This window comes from Vibrio sp. 10N.247.310.23 (assembly GCF_041467155.1).
In the GTDB taxonomy this organism is placed as follows: domain Bacteria; phylum Pseudomonadota; class Gammaproteobacteria; order Enterobacterales; family Vibrionaceae; genus Vibrio; species Vibrio crassostreae_C.
Genome location: NZ_JBFSTZ010000037.1, coordinates 14,268 through 38,614, shown reverse-complemented (window position 1 = coordinate 38,614; position 24,347 = coordinate 14,268). Strand labels below are relative to the sequence as shown.

17 protein-coding genes and 1 pseudogene are annotated in these 24,347 nt (G+C 44.6%); 11 read left to right on the top strand and 7 right to left on the bottom strand.

Translation table 11 applies throughout. The annotated features are described in order from the left end of the window. On the top strand, positions 1-143 hold a 143-nt coding region (locus AB6D93_RS21640), incomplete at its 5' end, for a transposase (protein ID WP_229648106.1). A gap of 111 nt (positions 144-254) precedes the next feature. After that, a complete protein-coding gene (locus AB6D93_RS21635; RefSeq protein ID WP_102332341.1) occupies positions 255-1,037 on the top strand; it encodes a helix-turn-helix transcriptional regulator in 783 nt (260 codons plus the stop codon). Between the two features lie 102 nt (positions 1,038-1,139). On the opposite strand, the gene pdxH is transcribed toward AB6D93_RS21635, so the two are convergent. Next, complete coding sequence (gene pdxH, locus AB6D93_RS21630) at positions 1,140-1,775, bottom strand: pyridoxamine 5'-phosphate oxidase (protein WP_017061203.1); 636 nt, start codon at positions 1,773-1,775, stop codon at positions 1,140-1,142. Between the two features lie 167 nt (positions 1,776-1,942). Between pdxH and AB6D93_RS21625 the strand changes: the two genes are divergently transcribed. From AB6D93_RS21625 to AB6D93_RS21600, 6 genes are all read left to right on the top strand, one after another. After that, a complete protein-coding gene (locus AB6D93_RS21625; protein ID WP_102332340.1) occupies positions 1,943-3,865 on the top strand; it encodes an ATP-binding protein in 1,923 nt (640 codons plus the stop codon). Positions 3,866-3,949: 84 nt separating this feature from the next. Beyond that, on the top strand, positions 3,950-5,236 hold the full coding sequence (locus tag AB6D93_RS21620) for a sigma-54 dependent transcriptional regulator (protein ID WP_102332339.1): 1,287 nt from the start codon (positions 3,950-3,952) through the stop codon (positions 5,234-5,236). 112 nt (positions 5,237-5,348) lie between these two features. Further along, a complete protein-coding gene (locus tag AB6D93_RS21615) occupies positions 5,349-6,740 on the top strand; it encodes an HlyD family type I secretion periplasmic adaptor subunit (RefSeq protein ID WP_017061206.1) in 1,392 nt (463 codons plus the stop codon). Positions 6,741-6,799: 59 nt separating this feature from the next. Continuing rightward, positions 6,800-7,468: a transglutaminase-like cysteine peptidase gene (locus tag AB6D93_RS21610; RefSeq protein WP_019823329.1), complete on the top strand. Its 669-nt coding sequence runs from the start codon at positions 6,800-6,802 to the stop codon at positions 7,466-7,468. Between the two features lie 5 nt (positions 7,469-7,473). Continuing rightward, positions 7,474-9,384 carry a LapD/MoxY N-terminal periplasmic domain-containing protein gene (locus AB6D93_RS21605; protein WP_017061208.1) on the top strand — a complete coding sequence of 637 codons (1,911 nt, stop codon included), beginning with the start codon at positions 7,474-7,476 and terminating at the stop codon, positions 9,382-9,384. 18 nt (positions 9,385-9,402) lie between these two features. Then, complete coding sequence (locus AB6D93_RS21600) at positions 9,403-11,517, top strand: type I secretion system permease/ATPase (protein ID WP_017061209.1); 2,115 nt, start codon at positions 9,403-9,405, stop codon at positions 11,515-11,517. A gap of 124 nt (positions 11,518-11,641) precedes the next feature. Here AB6D93_RS21600 and AB6D93_RS21595 read toward each other — a convergent pair whose 3' ends face one another. The 4 genes from AB6D93_RS21595 to AB6D93_RS21580 form a co-directional block, all read right to left on the bottom strand. Then, entirely contained in the window at positions 11,642-13,312 is a 1,671-nt protein-coding gene (locus AB6D93_RS21595; RefSeq protein ID WP_102332338.1) for a DUF342 domain-containing protein, read from the bottom strand. A 419-nt stretch (positions 13,313-13,731) separates the two neighbouring features. Next, the gene (locus AB6D93_RS21590) at positions 13,732-15,825 is read right to left on the bottom strand and encodes a GNAT family N-acetyltransferase (protein WP_102332337.1); all 2,094 of its coding nucleotides are present in this window, start codon (positions 15,823-15,825) and stop codon (positions 13,732-13,734) included. A gap of 93 nt (positions 15,826-15,918) precedes the next feature. Beyond that, positions 15,919-16,893, bottom strand: coding sequence for a ParB/RepB/Spo0J family partition protein (locus tag AB6D93_RS21585; protein ID WP_017061212.1), 975 nt, complete (start codon positions 16,891-16,893; stop codon positions 15,919-15,921). A gap of 5 nt (positions 16,894-16,898) precedes the next feature. Further along, positions 16,899-18,116 (bottom strand): ParA family protein, encoded by a 1,218-nt coding sequence (locus tag AB6D93_RS21580; protein WP_017061213.1) that lies wholly within the window; start codon positions 18,114-18,116, stop codon positions 16,899-16,901. Positions 18,117-19,376: 1,260 nt separating this feature from the next. Between AB6D93_RS21580 and AB6D93_RS21575 the strand changes: the two genes are divergently transcribed. Continuing rightward, positions 19,377-21,356 (top strand): replication initiator protein RctB domain-containing protein, encoded by a 1,980-nt coding sequence (locus tag AB6D93_RS21575; protein ID WP_102332336.1) that lies wholly within the window; start codon positions 19,377-19,379, stop codon positions 21,354-21,356. Positions 21,357-21,736: 380 nt separating this feature from the next. Here AB6D93_RS21575 and AB6D93_RS21570 read toward each other — a convergent pair whose 3' ends face one another. Further along, a complete protein-coding gene (locus AB6D93_RS21570) occupies positions 21,737-22,255 on the bottom strand; it encodes a transcriptional regulator (RefSeq protein WP_102320933.1) in 519 nt (172 codons plus the stop codon). Next, positions 22,252-23,139 (bottom strand): annotated as a pseudogene (locus AB6D93_RS21565) (ABC transporter ATP-binding protein). The gene AB6D93_RS21570 and the pseudogene AB6D93_RS21565 overlap by 4 nt, the downstream one beginning before the upstream one ends. A gap of 185 nt (positions 23,140-23,324) precedes the next feature. Here AB6D93_RS21565 and AB6D93_RS21560 point away from each other — a divergent pair. Both AB6D93_RS21560 and AB6D93_RS21555 read left to right on the top strand, forming a co-directional pair. Then, on the top strand, positions 23,325-23,519 hold the full coding sequence (locus AB6D93_RS21560; RefSeq protein WP_017061218.1) for a hypothetical protein: 195 nt from the start codon (positions 23,325-23,327) through the stop codon (positions 23,517-23,519). Positions 23,520-23,708: 189 nt separating this feature from the next. Then, positions 23,709-24,269 carry an NADAR family protein gene (locus tag AB6D93_RS21555; RefSeq protein WP_032546895.1) on the top strand — a complete coding sequence of 187 codons (561 nt, stop codon included), beginning with the start codon at positions 23,709-23,711 and terminating at the stop codon, positions 24,267-24,269. Positions 24,270-24,347: the final 78 nt, after the last annotated feature.

Here is a 24,347-nt window from a genome sequence, read left to right as displayed (position 1 = left end):
CGGCAAGTTATCCGCTAAACACCTGCACCCTAGAAGGGATAAACAACAAGATAAAGCTAATCAAGCGAATGGGGTATGGGTATCGAGATACCGACTACTTCTTCTTGAAGATAAAAGCGGCTTTCCCCGGAAAGCCGCGATGAACCTTTTTTTTGCCTGATTATCACCCTTTATGCCCATCGATTCTCCGTGATTGACACAGTTAGTCAGCAGTCCGTTTAACTGTCAGTCCCCCCTTATTTTTCGTACTCTAATTGCCATTGCAGCGCTATAAGAAACTGATATTATTGCAACATCGCAACACACGAGATAAAACCTTGCCAGATCCACTCAATTCCATACACCGTTCTTTATTCGAACAACTTCCAGGCTGCTGGGGCTGCAAAGATACTGACTCGGTCTTCGTGTATGCCAACCTTGCTTACAACCAATTGATTGGCTTAAAACCCAATGAGACTTGTACTGGCTTGACCGACTTCGACATGCCCAGTCAAACCACTGAGTGCGCACAAGATTTCAGGGCTCAAGACAAACATGTAATGGATACACGCAGTACCCTTAAGATTCTCGATATTCACCCCTATCCAGACGGACGCTGGCACGCCCATATCTTTACCAAAACCCCTTGGCTTGATGATGACGACAACGTCCAAGGCACCATCTTCTATGGCCAAGAGCTTACCGATACCGCGATCTTAGAGGTTGGTCATTGGGTTTGTCAGGCCACAGGAACAAAAGGCAATCAGGCATCGCTTGCGGGGTCAGAGCCGCGTGTGTCTAAACTGCAAAAGCGGCTGACTTCGAGAGAATCAGAGGTGCTGTTCTTACTGCTTTTCGGCAAGAAACCACAGTACATAGCGTCGACGTTAAACATTTCAATCAAAACGGTCGAAGGTCATGTCGCTAGATTGAAACAGAAGTTTGATGCACGCAGTAAAAGCCAATTGATTGAGTATGCGTTGGATTCAGGATTGGGCTCAGTGATCCCAGAAACTCTGCTCAAAAAACAGATCTCCGTTGTTCTGCACAGTGACTGATTGACTGTTCAGCTGAAAATCCAGACAAAAAAATGCCGTTGATTTGATCAGTCTAATCAACGGCACTTTTGGATCTGTTAAGCAGCTAAGCGATCAAGCAGCCTAAGGCGCTAGACGATCAATATCCCAACTGTTGTCTTGGCGAGAGAACAAGAAACGGTCGTGCAAGCGGTGTTCACCACCCTGCCAGAACTCAATGCTATCAACACGAACTCGGAAGCCACCCCAGAAAGAAGGCACGGGAATCTCGCCTTTGGCAAACTTCTGTTTAAGCTCTAGATACTTACCTTCTAAAATCCCACGCGCTGAGATGCGGCTACTCTGCTTACTTGCAATCGCGGCCAATTGGCTCTCTTTTGGACGTGACGAGAAGTACTTCATATTTTCCATAGCCGTCAGCTTTTCAGCCGTGCCCGTAATATGAACTTGTCGCTCAAGTGGATGCCAAGGAAAGTGCAAACTGATTTTGCTGTTGTGCTCAAGCTGGTGCGCTTTACGGCTACCTAGGTTGGTGTAAAAAACGAAACCGTCTTTATCCACATTCTTCAGCAGAACAATGCGTTGGAATGGCTGACCATTTTCATCAACCGTAGCAACTGTCATGGCAGTAGGGTCCGTCAACTTCGCTTCAATGGCTTGCTCTAGCCATAGGTTGAATTGCTCAATCGGGTCTGCGGCCAAGTCTTTACGTCTCAATCCACCCTTAGCGTATTCGCGACGAATATCTGTCAGTTCCATTTGGTTGCTCCTTTTAATTTTTTTGTGATTTTGCGCCGTAATCCTTTGAAACACAAGTCTAAGCCATGGTTTTGTCTCACAGAAGGTGCTCTGTGTTAACAAGATCTCGGTACTCTCTCCATCATATTGATAATCTTTATACAAACCGATGACAAGCTGAGATCCGAGTGACCAAAATACTGCCTAACCTAATGACGTCCTTTGTTTTATTCTCATTGTTATTGGGAGCTGCAGGGCTGACCGCAACCCACTTTATGGCAGTACAATTCCAAGAAAAAATCGTCACTCAGCAACTCGATGAAGCGGCGAATAAAGCCAATCTACAAATCGATTCTGAACTGGATAAATTCAAACAGATCCCGGATTTGCTCAGTCATGACCCGCGCTTGCTCTCTTATTTTGACTCATCACAACGAGCAAACAAGATTTCCGCTGCGCAGCTCAATCAATTGCTGTTTGAATGGTCGAATCAAAGCCAAGCCGACACCATCTATATTCATGACCCGAGCGGTACTGTGGTCGCTTCCAGTAATTACCAAAAGCCTCGTACCTTTGTAGGTGAGAACTTCTCGTTTCGTCCCTACTTTGCTTCTGCCATTCAAGGTAACAACACACAATATGTCGCGCTAGGCGCTCGTTCGAACGTACGCGGTTATTTTCTGTCTTCACCGCTGTATGTTGAGAATCACATTGTGGGGGTTATCACCGTAAAAGTGAGTTTAGAAAACCTCGAAAACATCCTGACCAGCGACGACTTTGAGATCGTAGTACTCGACTCGAACCAAGTGGTCTTTCTATCAAGCCAAGCTCCATGGCTTTATCATTCACTGTTGCCATTAACGCAGCAACAACAAACGGATATCGCACTTCAACGCCAATACGGTCAAAGCGAAATTTCGATCATCGAAGCCTTTCGTTCTTCAAGATCTCAGTCAGAAGCTAGCAACGCCAATCAATCTAGCAACCTTCAATCCAATGAAATCCGAAAAGAGCTCACCGCCAACCAGTTATTCAAGCTTGGTGCTTTTAATCTTTACCCCGCTACCATCAGCAACAACCAGTACCAAGTCGTCGCCCTAAAAGAGACCAGAGCTGAACTTATTAAAATCTTTCAGATCGATGTCATCTTCGTAGTGATTTACAGCTTGGTGATGCTCATCGCTTGGTCGTGGCGCCAGACTTATCTCGCGAAAGTGGCGTTGACCCGACTCAACCAAAACCTAGAACAAACCGTAGATAAACGTACCCACTACTTGAAGCAATCCAATCAACAGCTGCAACAAACCCTTTTTCAATACCAAGAGTCGCAATCCAAGTTGAAACAGACAGAGCAAGAGCTGACACAAACCGCGAAATTAGCGGTACTCGGTGAGCTGTCAGCCAGCATTAACCACGAAATCAACCAACCGCTTGCAGCACTGCGAACCTACAGTGAAAACAGCTTAAAGCTACTGGAAATGGAACGAACCGATTTAGTGAAAAGCAATCTTGAGAAAATGATTGGCCTCAACAACACCATTACCGACATCATCGCGCGACTCAAAGTCTTTACTCGCAAGGTCACCAAACAAGAACATCATGTGGCGAACCTGCATCAAGCGGTCAATAACGCCACTAGCATTCTCAGTGCGCTGATGATCAAGCAAGGCATTACGCTAAGGCTAAGCACGGTGCCAGATGACATCAATATTGCGATTCATCCAACCGAACTCGAACAAGTACTAGTGAACCTGATTCACAACGCGATTCAAGCGCTGCAACAACAAGTTCTTGAACAGAAAATCTTGCAGGAGCAACAAAACCTGGAAAGCGTTGACCAACAGGCTAGCCCACAGATAGGCATCGAATGGCAACTTCATCACAACTCTTGTCAGCTGATCATTTGGGATAACGGAATTGGCATGCCAGATGACAAACTAGAACAGCTGTTCGACCCGTTTTTTACCACCAAACCGGAAGGCTTAGGGCTAGGGCTTTCAATATCGAAACGGATTATTGAAGCGTATCACGGCACGATCAGCGCGAACCGATTAGAGCCTTCAGGCATGGTATTCTCGCTAAACATCCCGTTATATAACGATAAGGGCTAACACGCCGTTGTTATTGTTAACGGAAAACGAATTTCACATTACTGCTAATCTCACCTACAGCTAAGGACTCGACTTTTGCACTCTATGCCTAAACTCTATTTTGTCGACGATGAACCCGCCATTCGAGACTCCGTAGAACAAGCCATGCTCATTGAAGGCATCGATATTGTCTGCTTTCCCAATGCTATTGAGGCATTAAAGAAAATAGATACCACGCAAGCCGGAATTGTCGTCACCGATATTCACATGCCGGTGATGGATGGCATTCAATTGACGCAAAAGTTACTGAGCCAAAATCCTCATTTTCAGGTCATCGTACTTACCGGACATGGTGACGTGCAAACCGCGGTGTCCTCGATGAAAGCCGGCGCTTACGATTTTCTGGAAAAGCCATTTGTGGTCGATGCCCTACTCACTGCCGTTAAAAAAGCGGCGGATAAGCTCGCACTGGTTGAAGAGAACAACCTACTGCGTAAAGAGTTGGCAATGCAAAATCAGGTTGGCCCGAAACTGATTGGTCAATCACCATCAATGCAGGCATTACGCCGAGAATTGATCACCCTAGATACCAAAACTAACCCACTTCTATTATTTGTTGGTGATTTAGGGACGGGGAAAAGGGTCACAGCACAATACACCCATGATTTACACAGTCATCAAACCGCGGAGCTTTGCCCTGTCGCTGCGTTTAATTTGCCACGCAGTGACGAAGCGACATTCCATCAGTTTATTTTGCAACTGTTCTTGAAGCATCAAGGTGGAACACTCTATATCCATGAGACAGAAGCACTAACTCAGGATCAATGGCTGTGGTTAGCGAACCTAAAACCTACTCTACTTCGTGAAAACTCATGCAAGACCAATGCAACTTGTATCATTATCGCAACTACAGTAGTTCCTACTACAATTACAGGTGAACTGCGCCGATTTAATTTACTACCCTTGGCGCAAAGAACGGAAGATATTGGCTCTTTGTTCAAACACTTTGCTCGTGGTGCAGCCAGTCGCTATCAACTGCCGCCACCCGTCATTACAGAAAAAGAGATTCAGCGACTCATTGCAACGCATTGGACGGAGAACATTCGTCAGCTTCGCCAACATGCTGAACTCAGAGTGCTGACTCAAATTAAGCAGCCGTCGCTCGACAGCGATACTGATGAGCAAAATGAACTCGATATGAGCATTGAAGAGCAACAACAGTCGTTAAACCAACGCACCGATAGCTTTGAACAAATTATCTTGATTGAGGCACTACATCGCCATCAAGGTCGTTTAAAAGAGGTACAACAAGAGCTGCAGGTATCGAGAAAAACACTGTATGACAAACTAAGAAAGCACCAACTCGATAAAACGGATTTCAAGAACCGATAGGTCTTAAAAAATATATAAATTCAAAGATTTAAATGAGCAAAATCTTAACATTTATCAAAAGTAAGAATACACTCAATAGGCTTGCACTTTTATTTAGCGAACAAGGACTGTTATGAGTCAGAAAAATTTCAGCAAATTGAACGAAACCGAGCTTGAGTATGTCGATGATAAAACAGCGGCACTACTCCTCAATACGCCCACCAGTGCGCGAATTATGTTGTGGGTGATCGTTCTGTTTTTTATTGCTGCTATTGGGTGGTCTGCATGGGCAGAGATCGACAAAGTTACCGTTGGCCAAGGCAAAGTGATCCCCTCCTCTCAGATCCAAGTGGTACAAAACCTTGAAGGTGGCTTGGTTAAAGAAATCTTAGTTAAAGAAGGCCAACGCGTTCAAAAAGGTCAACAACTGCTGTTAATCGATGACACACGATTCCGTTCTGACTTCCGCGAACGTGAACAACAAGTCGCGAACTTGACCGCCAACGTGTTAATGCTTTCCGCTTCCCTGACCAGTGTTGTCATCAATGAAGAATTCTCTGAAAAAGAATGGAAGAAAAGTGTCACTCTCGATTATGGCAAGCTTGCGTTCCCACCTAAATTCTATGAACTTCAACCTCAACTGGTTAATCGTCAAAAAGCAGAATACCGTCAAGATCTCAATAATCTGAGAAACCAGCTTTCCGTTTTTGATCAACAAGTTGAACAGAAACAGCAAGACCTAGTTGAGATTAAAGCGCGTGTTCGAAACCTAAAACAGAGCTACCAGTTTGCTCGCCAAGAACTGGATATCACCAAACCTCTCGCCGATGAAGGGGTGGTACCACGAATTGAATTACTTAAACTGCAAAGACAAGTGAACGACACTCGCCGAGAAATGACTTCGAGCGAGCTAAAAATTCCTCTTTTACGCTCAGCAATCAAAGAATCCATGCTCAGCCGTATTGACGCCGCACTGAACTTCCGCTCCGAACAACAAGAAAAACTCAATCAAGCCCAAGACAAGCTCTCTGCAATGACCGAATCTGCCGTTGGCCTAGAAGACAGAGTAAACCGTACCGTGGTGGTTTCTCCTGTAACAGGCACCGTTAAAACATTAGGTATTAATACTGTCGGCGGGGTTATCCAACCGGGTATGGACATCGTTGAGATTGTACCAACAGAAGACTCTCTATTGGTTGAAGCGAAAATCGCCCCGCAAGATATCGCGTTCCTACGCCCAGAATTGACTGCCATCGTTAAATTCAGTGCTTATGACTTCACTAAGTACGGTGGTCTAGAAGGCGTGTTAGAGCACATCAGTGCCGATACCACTCAAGATGAAGAAGGCAATAGCTTCTATATCGTGCGCGTGCGCACCGAAAAACACAATTTTGGACAGAACGAAGAGTTGCCAATCATTCCAGGTATGACCGCCTCTGTCGATATCATCACGGGTAAAAGAACCGTGCTTGAGTACATGTTGAAGCCACTATTAAGCGCTCAAAACAATGCACTAAAAGAGTAAGGACGTTTGATGTTTGATAACGCCTTTCAATACACAGCAAATAGACAAGAGCAGAGGCTATGAAGTCTCGGATTTCGCTATTGCTGCTGGTCCTCACCTCTTTCACCTCTGTGGCGCTCAACAAGAGCGACCAACGGTGGATAGATGCAGTGACCAAAACCTACGGCGATAGAGCCGGAAAGCGAGTGGCAACATGGCGCTCAAATATGACGTCATACGACGGATTAAGTGAAAAAGAGAAGCTCAGGTCGGTGAACCAGTTCTTCAACCAGATGTACTTTGTCGATGACAACATACTGTGGGGAAAGAATGATTACTGGGCAACACCACTGGAATTTTTAGGCAGCAACGCCGGTGATTGTGAAGACTTCACAATCGCAAAATACTTCTCTTTGCTTGAACTGGGCGTCCCAGATAAGAAATTACGATTAGTGTACGTAAAAGCACTGGAGCTAAACCAGTTCCACATGGTGTTGGCGTACTACTCAACACCGAGTGCAGAACCACTAATTTTGGACAACTTAAACCCTGAAATTAAACGCGGTTCCAAACGCCCAGATCTAAGACCAATTTACAGTTTTAACGGTAAAAACCTTTGGTTGATCAAGTCGGCAGCAGGCAGCGGCAAGTTGGCAGGGAAATCTTCAAGATTGAGCTTATGGAACGACTTACGTTCACGTGAGCGCTCTCTAAAATTAAACAAACCCATTATCAATTACGATGAGTAGGTACAATGACTTTATATAAACAGCTTGTGGTCGGGATGGTTGCAGTGTTCATACTGCTGATGACGTCAGTTTTTATGATCGAATTCAATACCACCCGTGGATACTTAGAGGAGCAGCAACGCTCTGAGGTAAGTAATACCATTAATACTGTTGGACTGGCTCTCGCCCCTTACCTAGAAGAAAAGGACAAGGTGGCAGTGGAGTCTGTTATCAACGCCCTGTTTGATGGCAGTTCTTACTCAGTCGTTCGATTGATCTTTCTCGATAGCGGTGAAGACATTCTCCGCTCATACCCTGTAAAGCCAACTGGCGTACCAGAGTGGTTTACCAACCTAAACCTGTTCGAGCCTGTTCATGACCGCCGCGTGATCACCAGTGGCTGGATGCAATTGGCCGAGGTCGAGATCGTAAGTCACCCAGGCCCTGCCTACGATCAACTTTGGCAAGCATTCATCCGCTTACTGAGCATATTTGGCACGATCTTCTTGCTCGGTTTGGTGTCTATCTCTTGGATCCTTAAGCGCGCTTTACGCCCGCTCTCGTTGATCATTACCAAGATGGATCAGATCGCCAAGAATCAGTTTGGCGAACCTCTGGCTCGTCCAAAGACAAAAGATCTCACCTTGGTTGTCGATGGTATCAACCACATGTCGACTCAAGTTGAACTGGCATTTAAAAACCAAGCGAAAGAAGCTCAGAAGTTACGTGAAAGAGCATATATCGACCCTGTATCTCAGCTAGGTAACCGTGCTTACTACATGTCTCAGTTAACTCAATGGTTAGAGGAGTCGAGCTTAGGTGGTTTAGCGGTACTTAAAGCGGAGTTTATCAGTGAAGAGTACGATGAAAAAGGCTATCAAGAAGGTGATGCCTTGGTTCATCAACTGGCTGAACAGCTGCAAGCTTCAATTTCATCTCCAGATATCACCATCGCTCGTATTTCTAGTGACGAGTTCGGTTTCATCATGCCAAACATTGATGAGAGCGAACTGAAACTTGTCGCGAGCAGCATCGTAAACTGTATCCAGAGCCTAGGTTCAGACCCAACAGGCACTGCGAATCCACATATTGCTCTTGGTGTGACCTACAGCAACAAGCGTAAAACCAGTACTGAAATCATGTCGCTGGTGGATAACGCACTCTCAAGTGCCAAGGCGAATCGAGAACTTGCTTACGGCTACGTAACCGCAGACGATCACGGCGCAGTGATGGGCAAACAACAATGGCGTATGTTGGTTGAAGAAGCGATCATCAACGACCTCATTACCTTCCGTTTGCAGGCTGCAAACAATGCCTTTGGTAAAACGTATCACCAAGAGGTGTTCTCTGCGATTGAAAAAGATGGCGTGCGTTACGGTGCTAACCAGTATCTATACGCGCTAGAACAGCTTGAAATGAGCCACATTCTCGACCAATACGTTATTGAGAAGATGGTTGAAAAGCTCAATGCAAAAGAAGTAACCAGCCCAGTCGCTATTAATCTCTCGCCAAGCAGTATATCTCAACCAAGCTTCATCCGTTGGATCGGTAAGACGCTTGAACAGAATGCTTCAATCGCTCACCTGTTGCACTTTGAGATTCCAGAAAACTGCTTCATCAACGTTCCGCACTACACGGCACTTTTGTGTAACACCATTCGCAACGCTGAAGCGGTGTTTGGTGTCGATAACTACGGACGTAACTTCCAATCACTGGATTACATCAACGAATACCGTCCAAGCTATGTGAAGCTAGATTACCTGTTCACACATAACCTTGATGACGAAAAACAGAAGTTTACCTTAACGTCGATCTCTAGAACCGCTCACAACCTAGGCGTCACCACCATCGCGTCTCGAATAGAAACTCAGACTCAGCTAGATATTCTGTCTGATAACTACGTAGAAGTGTTCCAAGGCTTCATTGTTGATAAATAGTTGTAAGGGTTATATCACATGCAAGATCCACTATTGAACTCACTGATCTACGTTAGCCGGTATTACGGGTTAGCTAACTCGCCCGAAGCGTTGATCAATGGGCTACCACTATCCGATGGAAAGCTAACCCCTTTCCTATTCCCACGCTCTGCTGAACGAGCAGGATTAGTGGCAAAAGAAAACCGTTCCGACTTAGAAAAGATTCCTCACCTGATACTGCCTGCGGTCTTACTACTTAAACAAGGTGAGGCGTGCGTTCTCAACAGTATCGATTTAGAGAAGCAAGAAGCGGAAATCATTACTGCGGAAAGCGGAATGGTGCCAATCATCATTCCTGTCGAAGAGCTGAAAGAACAATTCATCGGCCGCTACTTCTTGGTAAAGAAACAGTTCCGTTATGATGAACGTTCACCAGAAGTTCTAAAAACACGTAAAGGGCATTGGTTTTGGAGCACGATTTGGGAATCTAAAAACATCTACCGAGATGTGTTGATTGCCTCCATTCTTATCAACATCTTCGCGATTGCCGCGCCGATGTTTACACGCTTGGTGTACGACAAGGTAGTTCCCAACCTCGCCTTTGAAACCTTGTGGGTGCTGGCAAGTGGTATCTTTGTCGTGTTCCTATTCGATTTGCTGCTCAAATTGATGCGCAGCTACTTCATTGACGTTGCCGGTAAGAAATCCGATATTCTCATTTCCTCCAAACTGTTCAGTAAAGTACTGGGGATTCGTATGGAAGCGAAGCCTGCTTCTGTCGGTGCTTTCGCTAAAAACTTGCAAGAGTTCGAATCCATTCGTGAATTCTTTACCTCTGCAACCATTGGCTCGTTAATCGACCTCCCCTTCGCACTGATGTTCTTAGCGCTAATTTGGTTAATGGCTGGAAACCTTGTGTTTGTTCCCGTTGCTGGCGTGGTCATTTTGATCGTCTATGCATTGCTAATCCAAGGTCCACTGCGCCGTACCATTGAGGAAGGCTCTCGTCTTGCTTCGCAGAAGTACGCGAACTTAATCGAGAGTTTGGCAGGGTTAGAGACGGTTAAGCTGTTCAGTGCGCAAAGCCAATTCCAATTCCGTTGGGAAGAAGCCGTTGCTCACATGGCGAATTGGAATATCAAAAGTCGACGCATCACTGACAGCATCCAAAACACCGCCGGCTTTGTTCAGCAAAGTACTAACGTTGGTATGATCATCTTTGGCGTGTATCTAATTGCAGAAGGTGAACTTACGATGGGTGGCTTGATCGCTGCAACCATGTTGAGCGGCCGAGCGATTGGCCCGCTTGTTCAGCTGTCTTTGCTTTCGACTCGTTACAACCAAGCAAAGTCATCAATGACTCTGATTGAGCAAGTGATGTCGATGCCTGATGAACAAGAAGAAGGTAAACGCTACATTCACCGTCCGATTATTCAGGGCCATATCGCGCTAGATAAAGTGACGTTCCACTACCCAGATTCACCAGTGGCTTCAATTAGAGACTTAACCCTCAATATTAGTCCTGGTGAGAAAGTAGCAATCATTGGTCGTATTGGTTCAGGTAAAACCACACTAGAACGTCTGATTATGGGCCTGTACAAGCCCACAGAAGGCCATGTACGTATTGATGACACGGATATGGAGCAACTGCATCATGTCGACGTACGACGCAATATAGGTTGTGTTCCGCAAGACAGTAACCTGTTCTACGGTTCAGTAAGAGACAACATTACTTTAGGTCGTCCTTTGGTGGATGACCGTGACGTGATGGATGCAGCAAACCGTGCAGGGGTAACCGCGTTTACTCAACAAGATCCTGCAGGTTTGGAACGCCAAGTGGGTGAAGGTGGTGCCTTGCTGTCTGGTGGACAACGTCAGTCAATTGCCATTGCTAGAGCCTTCCTTGGCCGTCCGCCAGTGTTGTTGATGGATGAGCCGACCAGTGCTATGGATAACCGTTCAGAGATGCACATCAAACACCAACTTAACCAATTGCTACCAAGCGAGACGTTAATTCTGATTACACACAAAACGTCGATGTTGGATATTGTCGATCGAGTGATCGTAATGGAGAAAGGCTGCATCATTGCAGATGGTCCTAAAGCACAGGTTCTTTCAGACCTTAAACAAGGCCGAGTGAGAGCCGTTAGTTAGAGCGCTCAAGCCACCTAAATAAATAATTATCAGTAGAAACCAAAAGGGGGAGCATCAGCTCCCCTTTTTTATTTGTCAGTATCGGCACCTTAACCATACGTAACTTTGTGTTCAGCACAAAAGTCTACAAAGCAATATCCTCTTGCTCCATCTTGAATGAACATTGGATCTCGTATTGGTTGAATGAGAAAACACTTCCGCCGTGGGTTCGCTTGGTTGTGACTGTCTCATCACCAAATTGAATCGTCACTCGGGTATACACTTTTTCGTGTACCTCTACAGTGCATTCAGCAAGGTTGGTTGCAAACTCCGCTTCGAGTGTATCTAGCTGAGACTTTGTGTTTTCAATTGCGAGATTATTCTTCTCACGTTGCTGCTCAATTTCTAGGGCTTGCTCTTCGCTTCTCTCGGTTTTAGGGCGCTTCTTAAATTCTAACTCTTGGCGAATCACACCCATGGTTTGCTCTTGAGTGTGTTTATAAGCTTCCTTCAGCTCGGCTAGCTTTTGTCGGTAACCATCGTAGCGCGCAAAGCCATGTACTTTAGTTGCGGTGTCTCCCTCAACACCTAAGAAGACACATTCTACTTTCCCGCCGACTTTGGCTTCACCACCGCTGAGCGTGCCGTGTTTTTTCAAACTGTCCATCACGATAAGGTTGTTACCACAGCGAATGTCATTACTCATACTGTGCACACCAAGTCTAAGGTCGTTGGCCGTTTGTAGCTCAGCATTCTGTGCGTAGCTTGCTGTGATAGAGCCTTTACTGAATACCTTACAACTTTTTGGCTCCCCCTCTTTAGTCGTATGGCCGATAATGCCTTTGGCGACTTTGATATCCCCCTGGGCTTGAACTTCGGCCGATTCGATAAAGCCACCAACCGTAACACTTCCGGTCGCCTTGACGATCATCCCCGGCTCGATGTTGCCAGAGACGAAGACATTACCTTTAAATTTAACATGCCCAGTTGAGACATCGACGTTGCTGACACATAAGGCGTCATCCACTTCGATGGTTCGATCTTTAATGATGGGCAATCCAGGGTGTGAGGCGAGTAGTAAATTGGGATCGTCAGGGGAGATGTAGGTGCCCTTTCCTGGCTTGATTAAACTGTCTTGCCCAGGAAGCGGTGGGATAATTCGGCCTTGAACGGTAAAGCCAGCGATACCTTTGGTAGCGGGGGTACGTTTCATTAAGTGATCATTTTGACCAACGGTAATGGTTTGTCCCAAGTCTCGCATATCAATCTTGCCTTCGTCTTTGCTGCGAGGCTTCAAGACTTGGCGAGTAATATCTTCAACCAAAGCGGCAAACTTAGCATCCTTACCTTTTACTGGTTGTGTCCCTTTAGCGACGGGCTGAGTAAACTTTTCCCCGGGCTTAAGTTTGCTACTCATCATCAGAACTTTTCTGAGCGCTAACTTATTTATTCCTTTTGTTATTTGAGCTAGAGATAAGCACTGAATGATGTCGCTACCACGCAGTGGGTGTCCATTGTAGGGACCAGTGACCACGAGACTCGCCAACATCTCATCATCAGACAGTTCGACCGCAACAGTGGCATTTCGAACTTCAGCAATCAAGATTCCTTCATAAGCTTCACCCTTACCTTCTTTAGCAAGAGTAACGAAACGCAACACCTCTTCTTCGAAAAGAAAATAGTTTGATGCATTCAAAGCTTCCAAGGTTGGTGGCAGCGTCTTGTTATCAAAGCTTGCGTCAACCACAATCCCGGTTGGCAGACATGCCATTACTTGTTGCTTGTCTTCCGACAATGTAACGATGTTATCCCACATTCGAATTGAGTATCCCTAATGACTCAGTTGTTATTCAGTCTATATAATTCATTCTGCGCTGAGTATCACATTATTAGAATAATCAGCGTCACATCACTTACTTTCGATTCTGCAAACATGACTCATAAATAAGACTTACACATTTTATGATCTGCTTCGCCTTTACAAATACATAGGAAAATTTTTTCAGAATATTTCGTGCGATTGAATGTTGATTCGATGTAGGGCTAGATAGTAAAGGCGAATAGCTTTAGAAGATTAAAGGCTGTAGTGGAGAGATGAAACAGAAGTGATGTAACAGATAATCAGGGTAAAAACGGATTTGAATATGGAGCTTCAGTTTACAGTGTAAATCCAAGATTCTAATTTACACTGTAAATCTAATTTGTAGCGGTCAGTCTATTTAAATGATGGCTAGCCTATTTACACTGTAAATTTGCTAGCAAAACATCGACATCTTTACGAAACTGAATCTCTGCTTGTTTACGACCAACAAGATTAAACTGTTCAACACAAGTCCCCCACTCTTTCTGCTGAACAACCTTTGCGATGAGTAAGTCAGAAATACCTATGTTTCGATCGTTACTGAGTAGAATCAAGTTCAGTACGCTGAAGCTGATCGCATCATAACTGTTGCCACCGTTCACGTAATTTCTAACTAACTGAGTTTCAAACTCACTAACGGTGTGAACACTCTTTGGCAGCAGAGCTCGCACCATATCGGTTTCAAGTGAAACCAAAGAACCTGAAACAAGAAAACAGTAGCTACGCTCGAAGTGATTTTGAACTTGGTTTATCCAGCCTTGAGAGTTTGAGTTAAGCGCCTTAACCATCAGAACCGAGTGACAGCCACTGGCCTGATCTCGCTGGTGGCCGATGTGCACAGCTTCAAATTCACTACCACGCCAAAAAGAAATCAATTCGCTGGTCGCGCCAAAGCTTGTCGCCAGATAATCTGCTTGGCTGGTTTGCTGTGATAACTGAGCCAACATCCAACGGCCAATACCCAAACCTTGATGACGTGCTGAAACAGCAATGCGCATAACTCGAAGGCACCGACTGGTCGCCGCCTGAGTACAGCCAAATTGGTTTGCCAGTAATACAGAGGCAAGGTGACCTTGAGGCCTGCGTTTTCCAAGTTGAATTTGAGTAATCAACTCGCTGTCCAAACCACCCTCTTCCGTCACTAACATACAACCTAAACATTTATCTTGCTGCCAAGCGGCGTATAAACGGATTGCTGGATTGTTGAGAAATTGCATTAAGTCATTTGGCGAGGTCTGATAGTGCGCATCCACGAGAAGAGAAAAACATTGTTGTAGCTGCTCAGGATTAGCCAAGCATTCTGATTTTGATAACTCGCCCAAGTTTAATTGGTTGATTGCGTCAGCAGAAAAGCCTTCGATTTCATCAACCGCCGATTCAGTGACTGATGCGTCATTACCAAGTAGGAAGCAATCAAACAACCAAGCTTCTAGCGGATCGTTGCTATTCCAACGAATCGGTTGTTCGAGCTTAAAGCCTTTCCACCCCGGACGATGCTCAGAAAGCCAAGACTCAAACTTAATACCGAACCCTCGTCCACTGCCTTCGTAACCGTGTACCGTGGTCGAAAAAACCATACGGTGATAGATGTCGACCATGGATTTAAGCATCGGAATTGGAATTGTAGCCGCTTCGTCAACAAATAGAAGGTCACAATCGGGCTTGGATTTAAGTAATTCATCTGGCGCGACGAATCTCAAACTTCCCCCTTGATGGCGAATGTGAGTAGCGTTGACCACTTCGCAAGATTCTAACCCTTGGCCAGCATGAGAAAATACCGGCTCTACCGCTTTCACTGAAGGTGCAGTAACAATAATATTAAAACCGTGACGCTCAACTAACAGCTGCGCTGCGGCAATACCCAATGTCGAGCTTTTACCACGCCCTCTATCCGCAGTGAGAATCAAAGGACGTTTACGATGTCCAGACACCACTTTTTTGACTAATTCAACAGCCGTGTTTTGCTGTTCAAATTTATCCAATCCGTTTTGGGCGCTTTGCATCTGAGGAAGAGCGTGAGTTGCTTGAACTACATCGCCGGCTTCATTGTGTTGTGAAACAGAAACCAGTTTATCGAAATGACGTTTTAACCAACGTTGGCCAAAGCTTTCACTATCTTCAGAGGCATTAACTTTTGGCGGCAACACCAACAACAACCCACCACCAACTAACGAACCCAACGCGGCACTAAAACCATTCGCATCGAACTGCTCTCTAAAATCACAAACAAGAACTTGGCACTCACGACCAAGCAGTTGTTGGCCTTTTTTTACTGGAGCATGAATCACACCTTCAAATGGCGTACCGCCAACCTGGAAGATGCTCGGAGTGTTTGAATCTTGAAGGAAGGTAAAAACAGCAGAGTTTTGCCAATCAAAATCGCCATCAAAGACCACGCCGTAACGGTGATCGTTATGCTGAGCAATATTAGAAAGTGTATGTAGAAAAGTGTTGGTTGGGTTTGTCATAGTTAGCGTCCAGATTCATCTAAACACAGTTTATCACAGCCAAATAAAAAGCCGCATAAAGCGGCTTTAGAGGAGTAATGAAAAGTCGTCGACTTAGTCGAGCTTCGATTGTACGAAGGCGAGGATTTCTTCCATTGTTGCGTCATCAACTTTCTTAAGGTTCAACGCCAAGTTTGAACCCTTGCGGCTGTATGATACGCGGCCCTTAATAAGCTCCACTTTTGGAGAAGCTTTCTTCGCTGGCGCTGGCGCCAATTCAAGAATCCAACCTTCCAATGTTTCGGTCACGTCTTTGGTTAGACGAGTTACGCCTTGAGCTTCGCTACGCTGCCATACAAAACCTTCAGAAGCATCACACTTAGTCAGCAGTGTTTGCTGCTGTTCACTCGTCAATCCACCAAACTGCTTGTGCAGTTTAACAATAGTTGGACGACCAAGGTCGCTCACATTTGGGTAAGCTTGTAGCAATTCAAGTGGCAAAGCGGCTGCTTTCAATGCACCACTCACTAAAGCTTCACTGCACTGGAACATTTTAGCCAGTGCTTTCTGATCTTCAGCTTCGCCTTTATCCAGCTTCGCTTGCATCTCTTTGCCCTTCTCGTAAAGAGAAAGCGGTTTATGAGCGTTAGCTACGTCTGATAGGAACTTAGCGTGTTCGCCGTTAATGTTTTCAGCAACATAGATTAGGAACTCTTTGTCAGCCAAAATACATGACATACGACGACGGCTACCATCAAGAACTTCAATCTTACCGTCTTTGTTCTTACGACCAACCGCTGGGTATTGCTGACCACGTTCTTTCAATGTTGTAAGAACATCAGAAAGCGCGTGCTCGTTTAAGAAAGATTGCTCACGAGCGTTCTCTTCAAAAACAACCGTTCGAGTAGCCACTTCAGCCGCAGGAATTCGAACCAATTCAAATGAAACCAAATCTTCGCCAGCAACAGAAAGCTCAATCACTTGAGCCTGCTCTTTTGCCGCTGTTTGCGCTTCTTGTGGTGTTGCTACGCGACGTTTGTTTGCTTTACCAAATAGCTTTGCATTTAAGTCAGATGTTTTAATTGCCATTGTTGTTATCCCTGATTAAGTGAGGGCCAGTTGCTATGTAATACGCGCTCTAATTCTAGAGCACTTTTTTGTACTGCGTCTTGAGCAACAGCTAGAGTTTTCTTACCGCCCTCAAAGTCGCTCACCGTTAGATCGAAAACCGTGCTGTAAGTGTCGGCACAGGTTTCAAAAGCACGGCTTCTTGGAATGGTTGCCATCATTACTTGGTCATTCAACAGGTAGTTCATTTCAGTCAGAACTGACACCTGTTTCTTGTTGTCGTCTTCAAACATGGTTGGCATTAGACGAACAAATTCGAGCCCTTTCCAGTCATCCGGGAACATTTCGTAAACCGTTGGTAAGTGCTGGAAGAAGTTAACCGTTGAAGCCCAATCCAAACGCTTAGCTGCACATGGAATCAGAAGTGCGTTCGACGCGTACATTGCATTCCATACTAGAGGGTCAACGTGCGGGCCGGTATCAATCATAATCACATCGAAGTCATCGGCGATTTTGTCGATAAGCTTCTCTTTTAACAGACGAACAATATCAAGTGACTGATCTTGTGAAAGGCTTTGCCACGCTTCAGCGTTAAACATCGCATCTTCTGGGAAAGCAGAAATTGTCTTCAGGTTTGGATACTGAGTTGGCAATAGTACGTTCTTACGAAGAAACTCTAGATCGACATCTTGGCCTTCAGGCACATTGTCCAACATGATATCGACGGCAGAATAGATGCTGTCGTGCTCTGCCCCACTAATTTGTGGATTTAGGAACAGACGCAAAGAGCCCTGTGGGTCCAAGTCAATCAGACAGATACGGTAGCGCTTATCCAAATTCAGAGACAAACAAGCGGCTAAGTGAACTGCTGTCATTGATTTACCCGTACCACCCTTCTGGTTTTGTACGTTGATAATCCATGGCTTATTGTCAGCGTGCTGCTTACGTTCATGGAACTTCGGCACTTCTGCCGCGTCCATCAACATGTGAGCTTCTGTCAATGAAATCGAGTAATGATTAGCGTTGTTCTTTGTGAACTGATGGCCATCAGCTTCAAGTTTAGTGATCGCTTCATCGAGCTTACGACGCGTTAAACCAGAACGAGTCTCCATCATAGCTTTAGACATTGGAGGGAAATGTTCATCACTTCGCTCTTCCAAAATAATCTCAATTCGGTCAGCCTGAACTTGTTGAGTTTGTTCGGCTAGCTGATAGAGCTTATCAATCGTTTGTTCTCTTTTCATTGCCAGTTTCCGTAATGATTAACTAAGTACAAATTGTACAGCGATTAACAACAAACACAACAAAAACATGAACATACATTTATGAGTAAAATCACATAAAATAGACCGCGTTTTTACAATTTGATGAAACATCGCCTTAGACAAACACAAAAATGACTGTTTCTATCATGTATAACCATGCTATTTCTAGTCTACATTTTAAATGTTACAGCATCACTTATTTACAATGTAAATGGAATTTCAACGAAAAACCTTCGGAACGATTGAAATACAACCGTAGATTACGGTTGGTGTGATTTACATTCGAATTTATAGATTTTCAATCCAATAAAAATTAAAAAACACTCAATGACCAAAAAATTCAAAACAGAAGAGAAGATGGGGTGTCAAAAAACAACAGAGGATTGGAACCTAACCGGAAGAATGATCATGGAGCACATCCAGTGTAAGATAATTGATAACGCCAAATTATGAAGCATGATCAAGGTGTAAACTGAGCAATATTGATCCGAGCAACTGCACATTGAAAATGATCAACCTCCGGAAAAATGATCAAGTAAACATAGTTCCGGAAGCATGTAATTTATGAACTAAGTTACGGACAAATGCTTTTGGAATGGGGATTCAACGCCTATAAGGGCTCAATGATTTAAAATTCAATCGACACAGACCAAGAATACACAAACATGACAATTTCATGATCATGCTTCCTAGTTAAGACCCACCCGCTCTAAATACATCAAAGCAATCCATTTCCAGCGGATACAGACTAAATTTTGCACTCAATAGGGTAGGAACGATAAAAAAGTATGCTCTCTTGATCATTGTTCCGATAGATTGGTCACCACAAGTGTCCACTTAGACAAGTCAAAAGCGACTTAGAAACCGATGTTGAATTCCGATCTGTGGATAAGCTGTATAAGTATAATGATCATGCTTTCGAACCAATAATGATCATGCTTACAATGACTTAATGATCATCGTTCTGATGTTTAGTGATCATGCTTTCTTAAGTTTAATGATCATAGTTTCGGAACCTTTATGATCATGCTTTCCAAGGTGATTTATTTTAATGCTTTAAATTCAGCCACTTATAAGCAAAGTTACGTCCAGATCATTAGATCACTTAATCATTTAAGATCATATTAATCAAAAAGATCAGTTATTTAAAAGCCAATAAATTCTCTTTATTTATGATCATTCTTTCTTTATCATTCAGGAACTATAGTGAAATTACGGTTAGTGTGATACGGATCAAAAATGAAACCAGAAGAGAAATTGTTAATTAAGGCACGAAGCCACAAAGATGGTCATTTATTTGAGGTATCTGAAACAGCCGTTGAATGGATAGAACAATATCAACACTTCAAAGGTGTCACCAAAAGCATAGTTGAGCTTCTTAACCTAATTTCACTTCGTGGGTTTAGCAGTAAAGACGGGTACGTTTCCACCACTGAGATTATTGAATCAACCGATGGTCAAGTCACTCGCGCAGCCTTACAGCAAAGGCTGAGAGCTGCAGTTAATATCGGATTGTTCAAACAAATCCCCGTTCGCTTTGAAGAAGGCCTTGCTGGTAAAACCATGTTGCATCGCTTTGTGAACCCAAACCAATTGATATCGGTGCTGGGTGCCACCAGCTTAGTGACAGAAAGCGTGAAGCAAAATGAAAAGCAAAAGCGCTCTAAAGCCCTAGCTCAAACCAAAGTAAACAAGCGCTTACTGAATGAACATGGGTTGAATACCCCACCAACGATGAAAGATGAAGCGGATCAATTCATTGTTTCGCCAACCAATTGGGCGGGGATTATTGATCAAGCGTTAGCGCCACCTAGAACTCGTAAGAGCTACCAGAAATCCATGGTTTCGATCTCTGGCACTCGAGCTGTGATCGAGACACGATCTTCTAAAAATATCATGACCGTTGACGATCTGATGACGTTATTCGCGTTATTCACGCTCACCGTTCAATATCATGATCACCACCAAGATGATTACCATCTAGACGCGAAACACACGCCGAACAAAACACCACTCTACATCACTGATATTTTGTCTTTACGTGGCAAGAAAGACAGCGGCCCTGCTCGTGATTCGATCCGCGATAGTATTGATCGTATCGAATTCACGGATTTCCAACTGCACGAGCTTACAGGCCGTTGGCTTAGTGAGAACATGCCAGAAGGCTTTAAGAGTGATCGTTTCCGATTCTTAGCTAGAACCATTACAGCATCGGAAGAAGCGCCTACAGAGGGCTCTGACGGCGAAATTCGCATTAAACCGAACCTATACATCCTGGTTTGGGAACCTTCGTTCTACGAAGAGCTGCTGACGCGTGACTATTTCTTCCTATTTCCGCCAGAAATCCTGAAGCAACATACCTTGGTTTTCCAAGTGTATTCGTACTTTAGAAGCCGCATGGCACGTCGCCATTCAGATAGCATGTTGCTCAGTGAGCTCAACCAGAAATTGGCGCGTAACATCGATTGGCGTCGTTTCTCGATGGATCTGATCCGCGAGCTCAGAAAATTGGGTGAAGTCGGGGATCAAGAAGATACCTTCCTGGTTAATCTATGGGGTTATCACTTGACGATCACCGCGTTGATCGAAAAAGGGAAAACGACCGATTATCAGGTAGATATCAAATGTAATGTGGAAGAAGTATTACGTTACTCAAGAGCGCGTACCACTAACGCAGGTAAGCGTAATATGGCACCAACGCTGCCGAACCCACTTCGTAACGAAATGGTGTCTAAGCAGAAACTGGAAGAGCTGTCTGAGATTATCGATGGTGAGTTTGAACCCATTCAGCGTAAAGCACCGTCGCCAAGAGGCAAATTGGGACGTCGAGTTAAGCAGCGTAAACACTCTGTTGAGATCAACGCTGACGAGATCATGATTACTCTCTCTAAATATACCTCTGAAGAGGCTCTAGAACGCAGCATAACGGCTTTATCTGCTATGACAGGGCACTCACATGCCTCAATCAAAGAAGAGTGCTCAGAGCTCATTGAGAAGCTTGATTGGTTGAGAGTAGGGGAGGACGTTATCCCATACGAAACACTGAGTCGCTTGATTGAGCTATATAACGACCGAGATAGCACCAGCAATCGACATCTGTCCATTGAACGTTTGATCTCTGGTTTAGCGGTGCGTCGTAAAGTGTGTAAACAAGTTCATGAAGGTCATTTAGACGAAAACGTGTTCCTTGCGCTCGATGAAATGGCGATTGGCCACTAGTCATTATCCTATCGCGATAAGCCTGTTTTACCGTCGCTGAATGGATAGTTTTGAACACATTAGGTGCTGATTAAAATCGCACCTAACGCTGACAAAGTGATGACAAAGTAGCGCATCTAGTTGATTATTATTTATCCCGAATAGACAACCTTTGTCCTTTCTTGTGATTAATAGATTGGCTCATATTTTGTTACATCATACTGAATAGATTTTTGCGAGTTCCCAAGGGACTCGCTTTTTTTTGCCTAAAATTCAGTCAATCATTAAAATTCAATAGCTTACAGAGTTAAACGCCGAAGCATGATCAAGGCTCGATCATGCTTTCTACGGATCTAGCTCTGGTGAGATTCTGATTTGATGCTTGATCGAGAAGGGCTTGATCAGTGGAGATGGCGTTGAATAATTCCTTGATCATCGTTTCGGGGATGGGTTGCCATAAAGCGTACATGCGACTCGATCAATTTTTCAGACTCTGCTTTCCAACGTGGTTCTTGCTGTTGGTTCGTAAACTCCAAAGCCAATACACACAAGTGTTGTAGCCGCTGTGTACACCACTCTTGCAATCCTGCTTCTGATTTTGGGTCACATGACACCGCTTGCAGCTTACTGTAGGCAAACATTAGGTATTGGTAGGCTTTATCTTGATGGCTTGAGCTGTTGGCCTCCTGCGAAGCCAAGTCCGGATTCGATGAATCCGCGAGGTGGCGATAGAAAGTAAAGATTCTCAGGCATCCGTCTAGCCAACATGCGATGCCTTTGCTCTGCTCATCCGTGATCAATGGCCCCCAGAGCGCATCTGGAGGCGTTAAGATCAAAGGTTCTAACCGGTCCACTTGATCATGCTTTCGGTCTTTGTACCAATCTCCGATCCGCTCTAACCAAGTGTCTAGTTCATTCATGCAACGTTATCCCACTGTTTTACAAAGTGATTATCAGAAACTTGTTTGATTTCATGCTGTATTTCACTGCTCTGCTCTCGAATACGATCAGCGTCTATTGAATAGTTTGGCTCATTTTTGACGAGTTCGCCAAATGGCAGATCGGGATCTGGTACCGCAGAGATCAACAACTTAGTGTACGGGTGTCGTGGATTGGTTAAGATCGACTGGGTTGATCCCCATTCGACGATCTGTCCTTTGTACATAACCGCTGTCTCTTCTGCGATGTAATGTGCTGTGGCAAGATCGTGGGTTATGTACAAAAAGCCAATCCCCAACTCTTGCTTCATTTTTTGCATCAGGTTCAACACGCCAAGTCGAATCGAAACGTCCAACATCGAGGTGGGTTCGTCAGCAAGAATAACCTCAGCGCCAACGGCCAGTGCTCTCGCTAGGTTAACCCTCTGTCTTTGGCCTCCACTGAGCTCGTGCGGGTATTTGGCGAGCGTTTCGATGGGTAACTCCACCAGCGTTAATAACTCTTTGAGGCGTTCTGTGAGAGCCTGTTTAGTGGCTACCTGTTTATGGATCTTAAGTGGGCGCGTTAAATGGTGCTCAATGGTGTGAGTGGGATTAAGTGAACCAAAGGGGTCTTGAAACACCATTTGCACACGGCTGCGATAATCCAAGATATCTTTACGGCTTTTCAGCGTAGAGATGTCTCTGCCTTTGAACAGTATATCTCCCTCTGTCGCAGGGTAAACCTTGGTCATCAATCGTGCGCAGGTGCTTTTCCCGCAGCCTGATTCTCCGGCTAAGCCGAAAATCTCGCCTTAGCCTATGTGAAAGCTAACGGATTTGATTGCATTGAAAGAGGGGAAAATGAGAGTTGGATCAAACCACATTTCTTATGGGGAATCTTTTAAATATAATTGCAGAAAATGGCTTTGGCAAAGTTTAAATGAGGCATTTATTAATTAGCTTTGTGAAGCGTCGGAATCATCACACTTCAGTACAGAATTTCTTAACAAGCGAAAAAGCATTTGCTACAGATTACCTGTCCATTACATGGTGCTTTTCGGAGGAAAACATGTCCATTAATTCTATCAACCATGATGAAATGACAAATATTGCAAACAAGTGGGATGCTGAAGAAGAAGTATCTTTCAAACCAGAAAAGAAAATGAAGTCTGCTGAAGCTCGTCGTCGTATCGAGACTCTAAGAGAAATTAGAGAAAGCGGTTTGAGTCTGGAAGAAGCGAGGGAGCTAGGTCTTATTCACTAATAATCCCCATTGCATTTAGAAGGGTGGCACAACGCCACCCTTTGATTTATAAGTGTTTTTTCATGTTTCCTATCCAGATTTAATCAACTCCTTGATTCTTTGGCTCACTGTTCCGTTTAGCCTATCCCTTGTGATATTACGCTTTTCAGATGAAAAACACGCACATGGCATACTCTTGAACTAAGTTGTTTGACAGTCATATTCAACGCCACTAATTTTAAAGTTAAAGCAAAAATATGCGATGTCGTTGGTAAGGAGAAGGCTATGTCTAATTCTGTGGCTCAAGCTAAAGAAGTGCTGTTTTACGAACCCGAAGATCCGAACGGATACCTGTCAAATTTTGCCGCTTGTCCTATCAAGGTAGGTGATCAAGTTTGGGCAACCAGCGAACATTATTATCAAGCGATGAAGTTTGCCTCCGAAGCGCTACGTAATACCATTTTGGAAGCCAGTACACCTGCTGAAGCGTTCTCTTTAAGTCGTGACTACGAAGACCAAGTTCGCGAAGATTGGTATGACATTCGTGTTGAAGTGATGCAGTTTATTGTGACGGAGAAGTTCAGACAGAATCCACAGTTTGCGCTGTTTCTTACCAAGACCGGAGATTCGGTGATCAAAGAACATTCGCACAAAGACCACTTCTGGGGCGATGGCGGCGATGGAACCGGCGAGAACCATTTGGGTAAGATTCTGATGGCAGTGCGTCACCAGCTTCGCACTCAGCAACTGCATTTAATTGCTTCGCACTGATTCGTCGATTCAGATAGCGGCATGCTTATCATTACTCCTTAGACGCATTTAAAAGGCCGCCCTGCTATCTAGTATGAA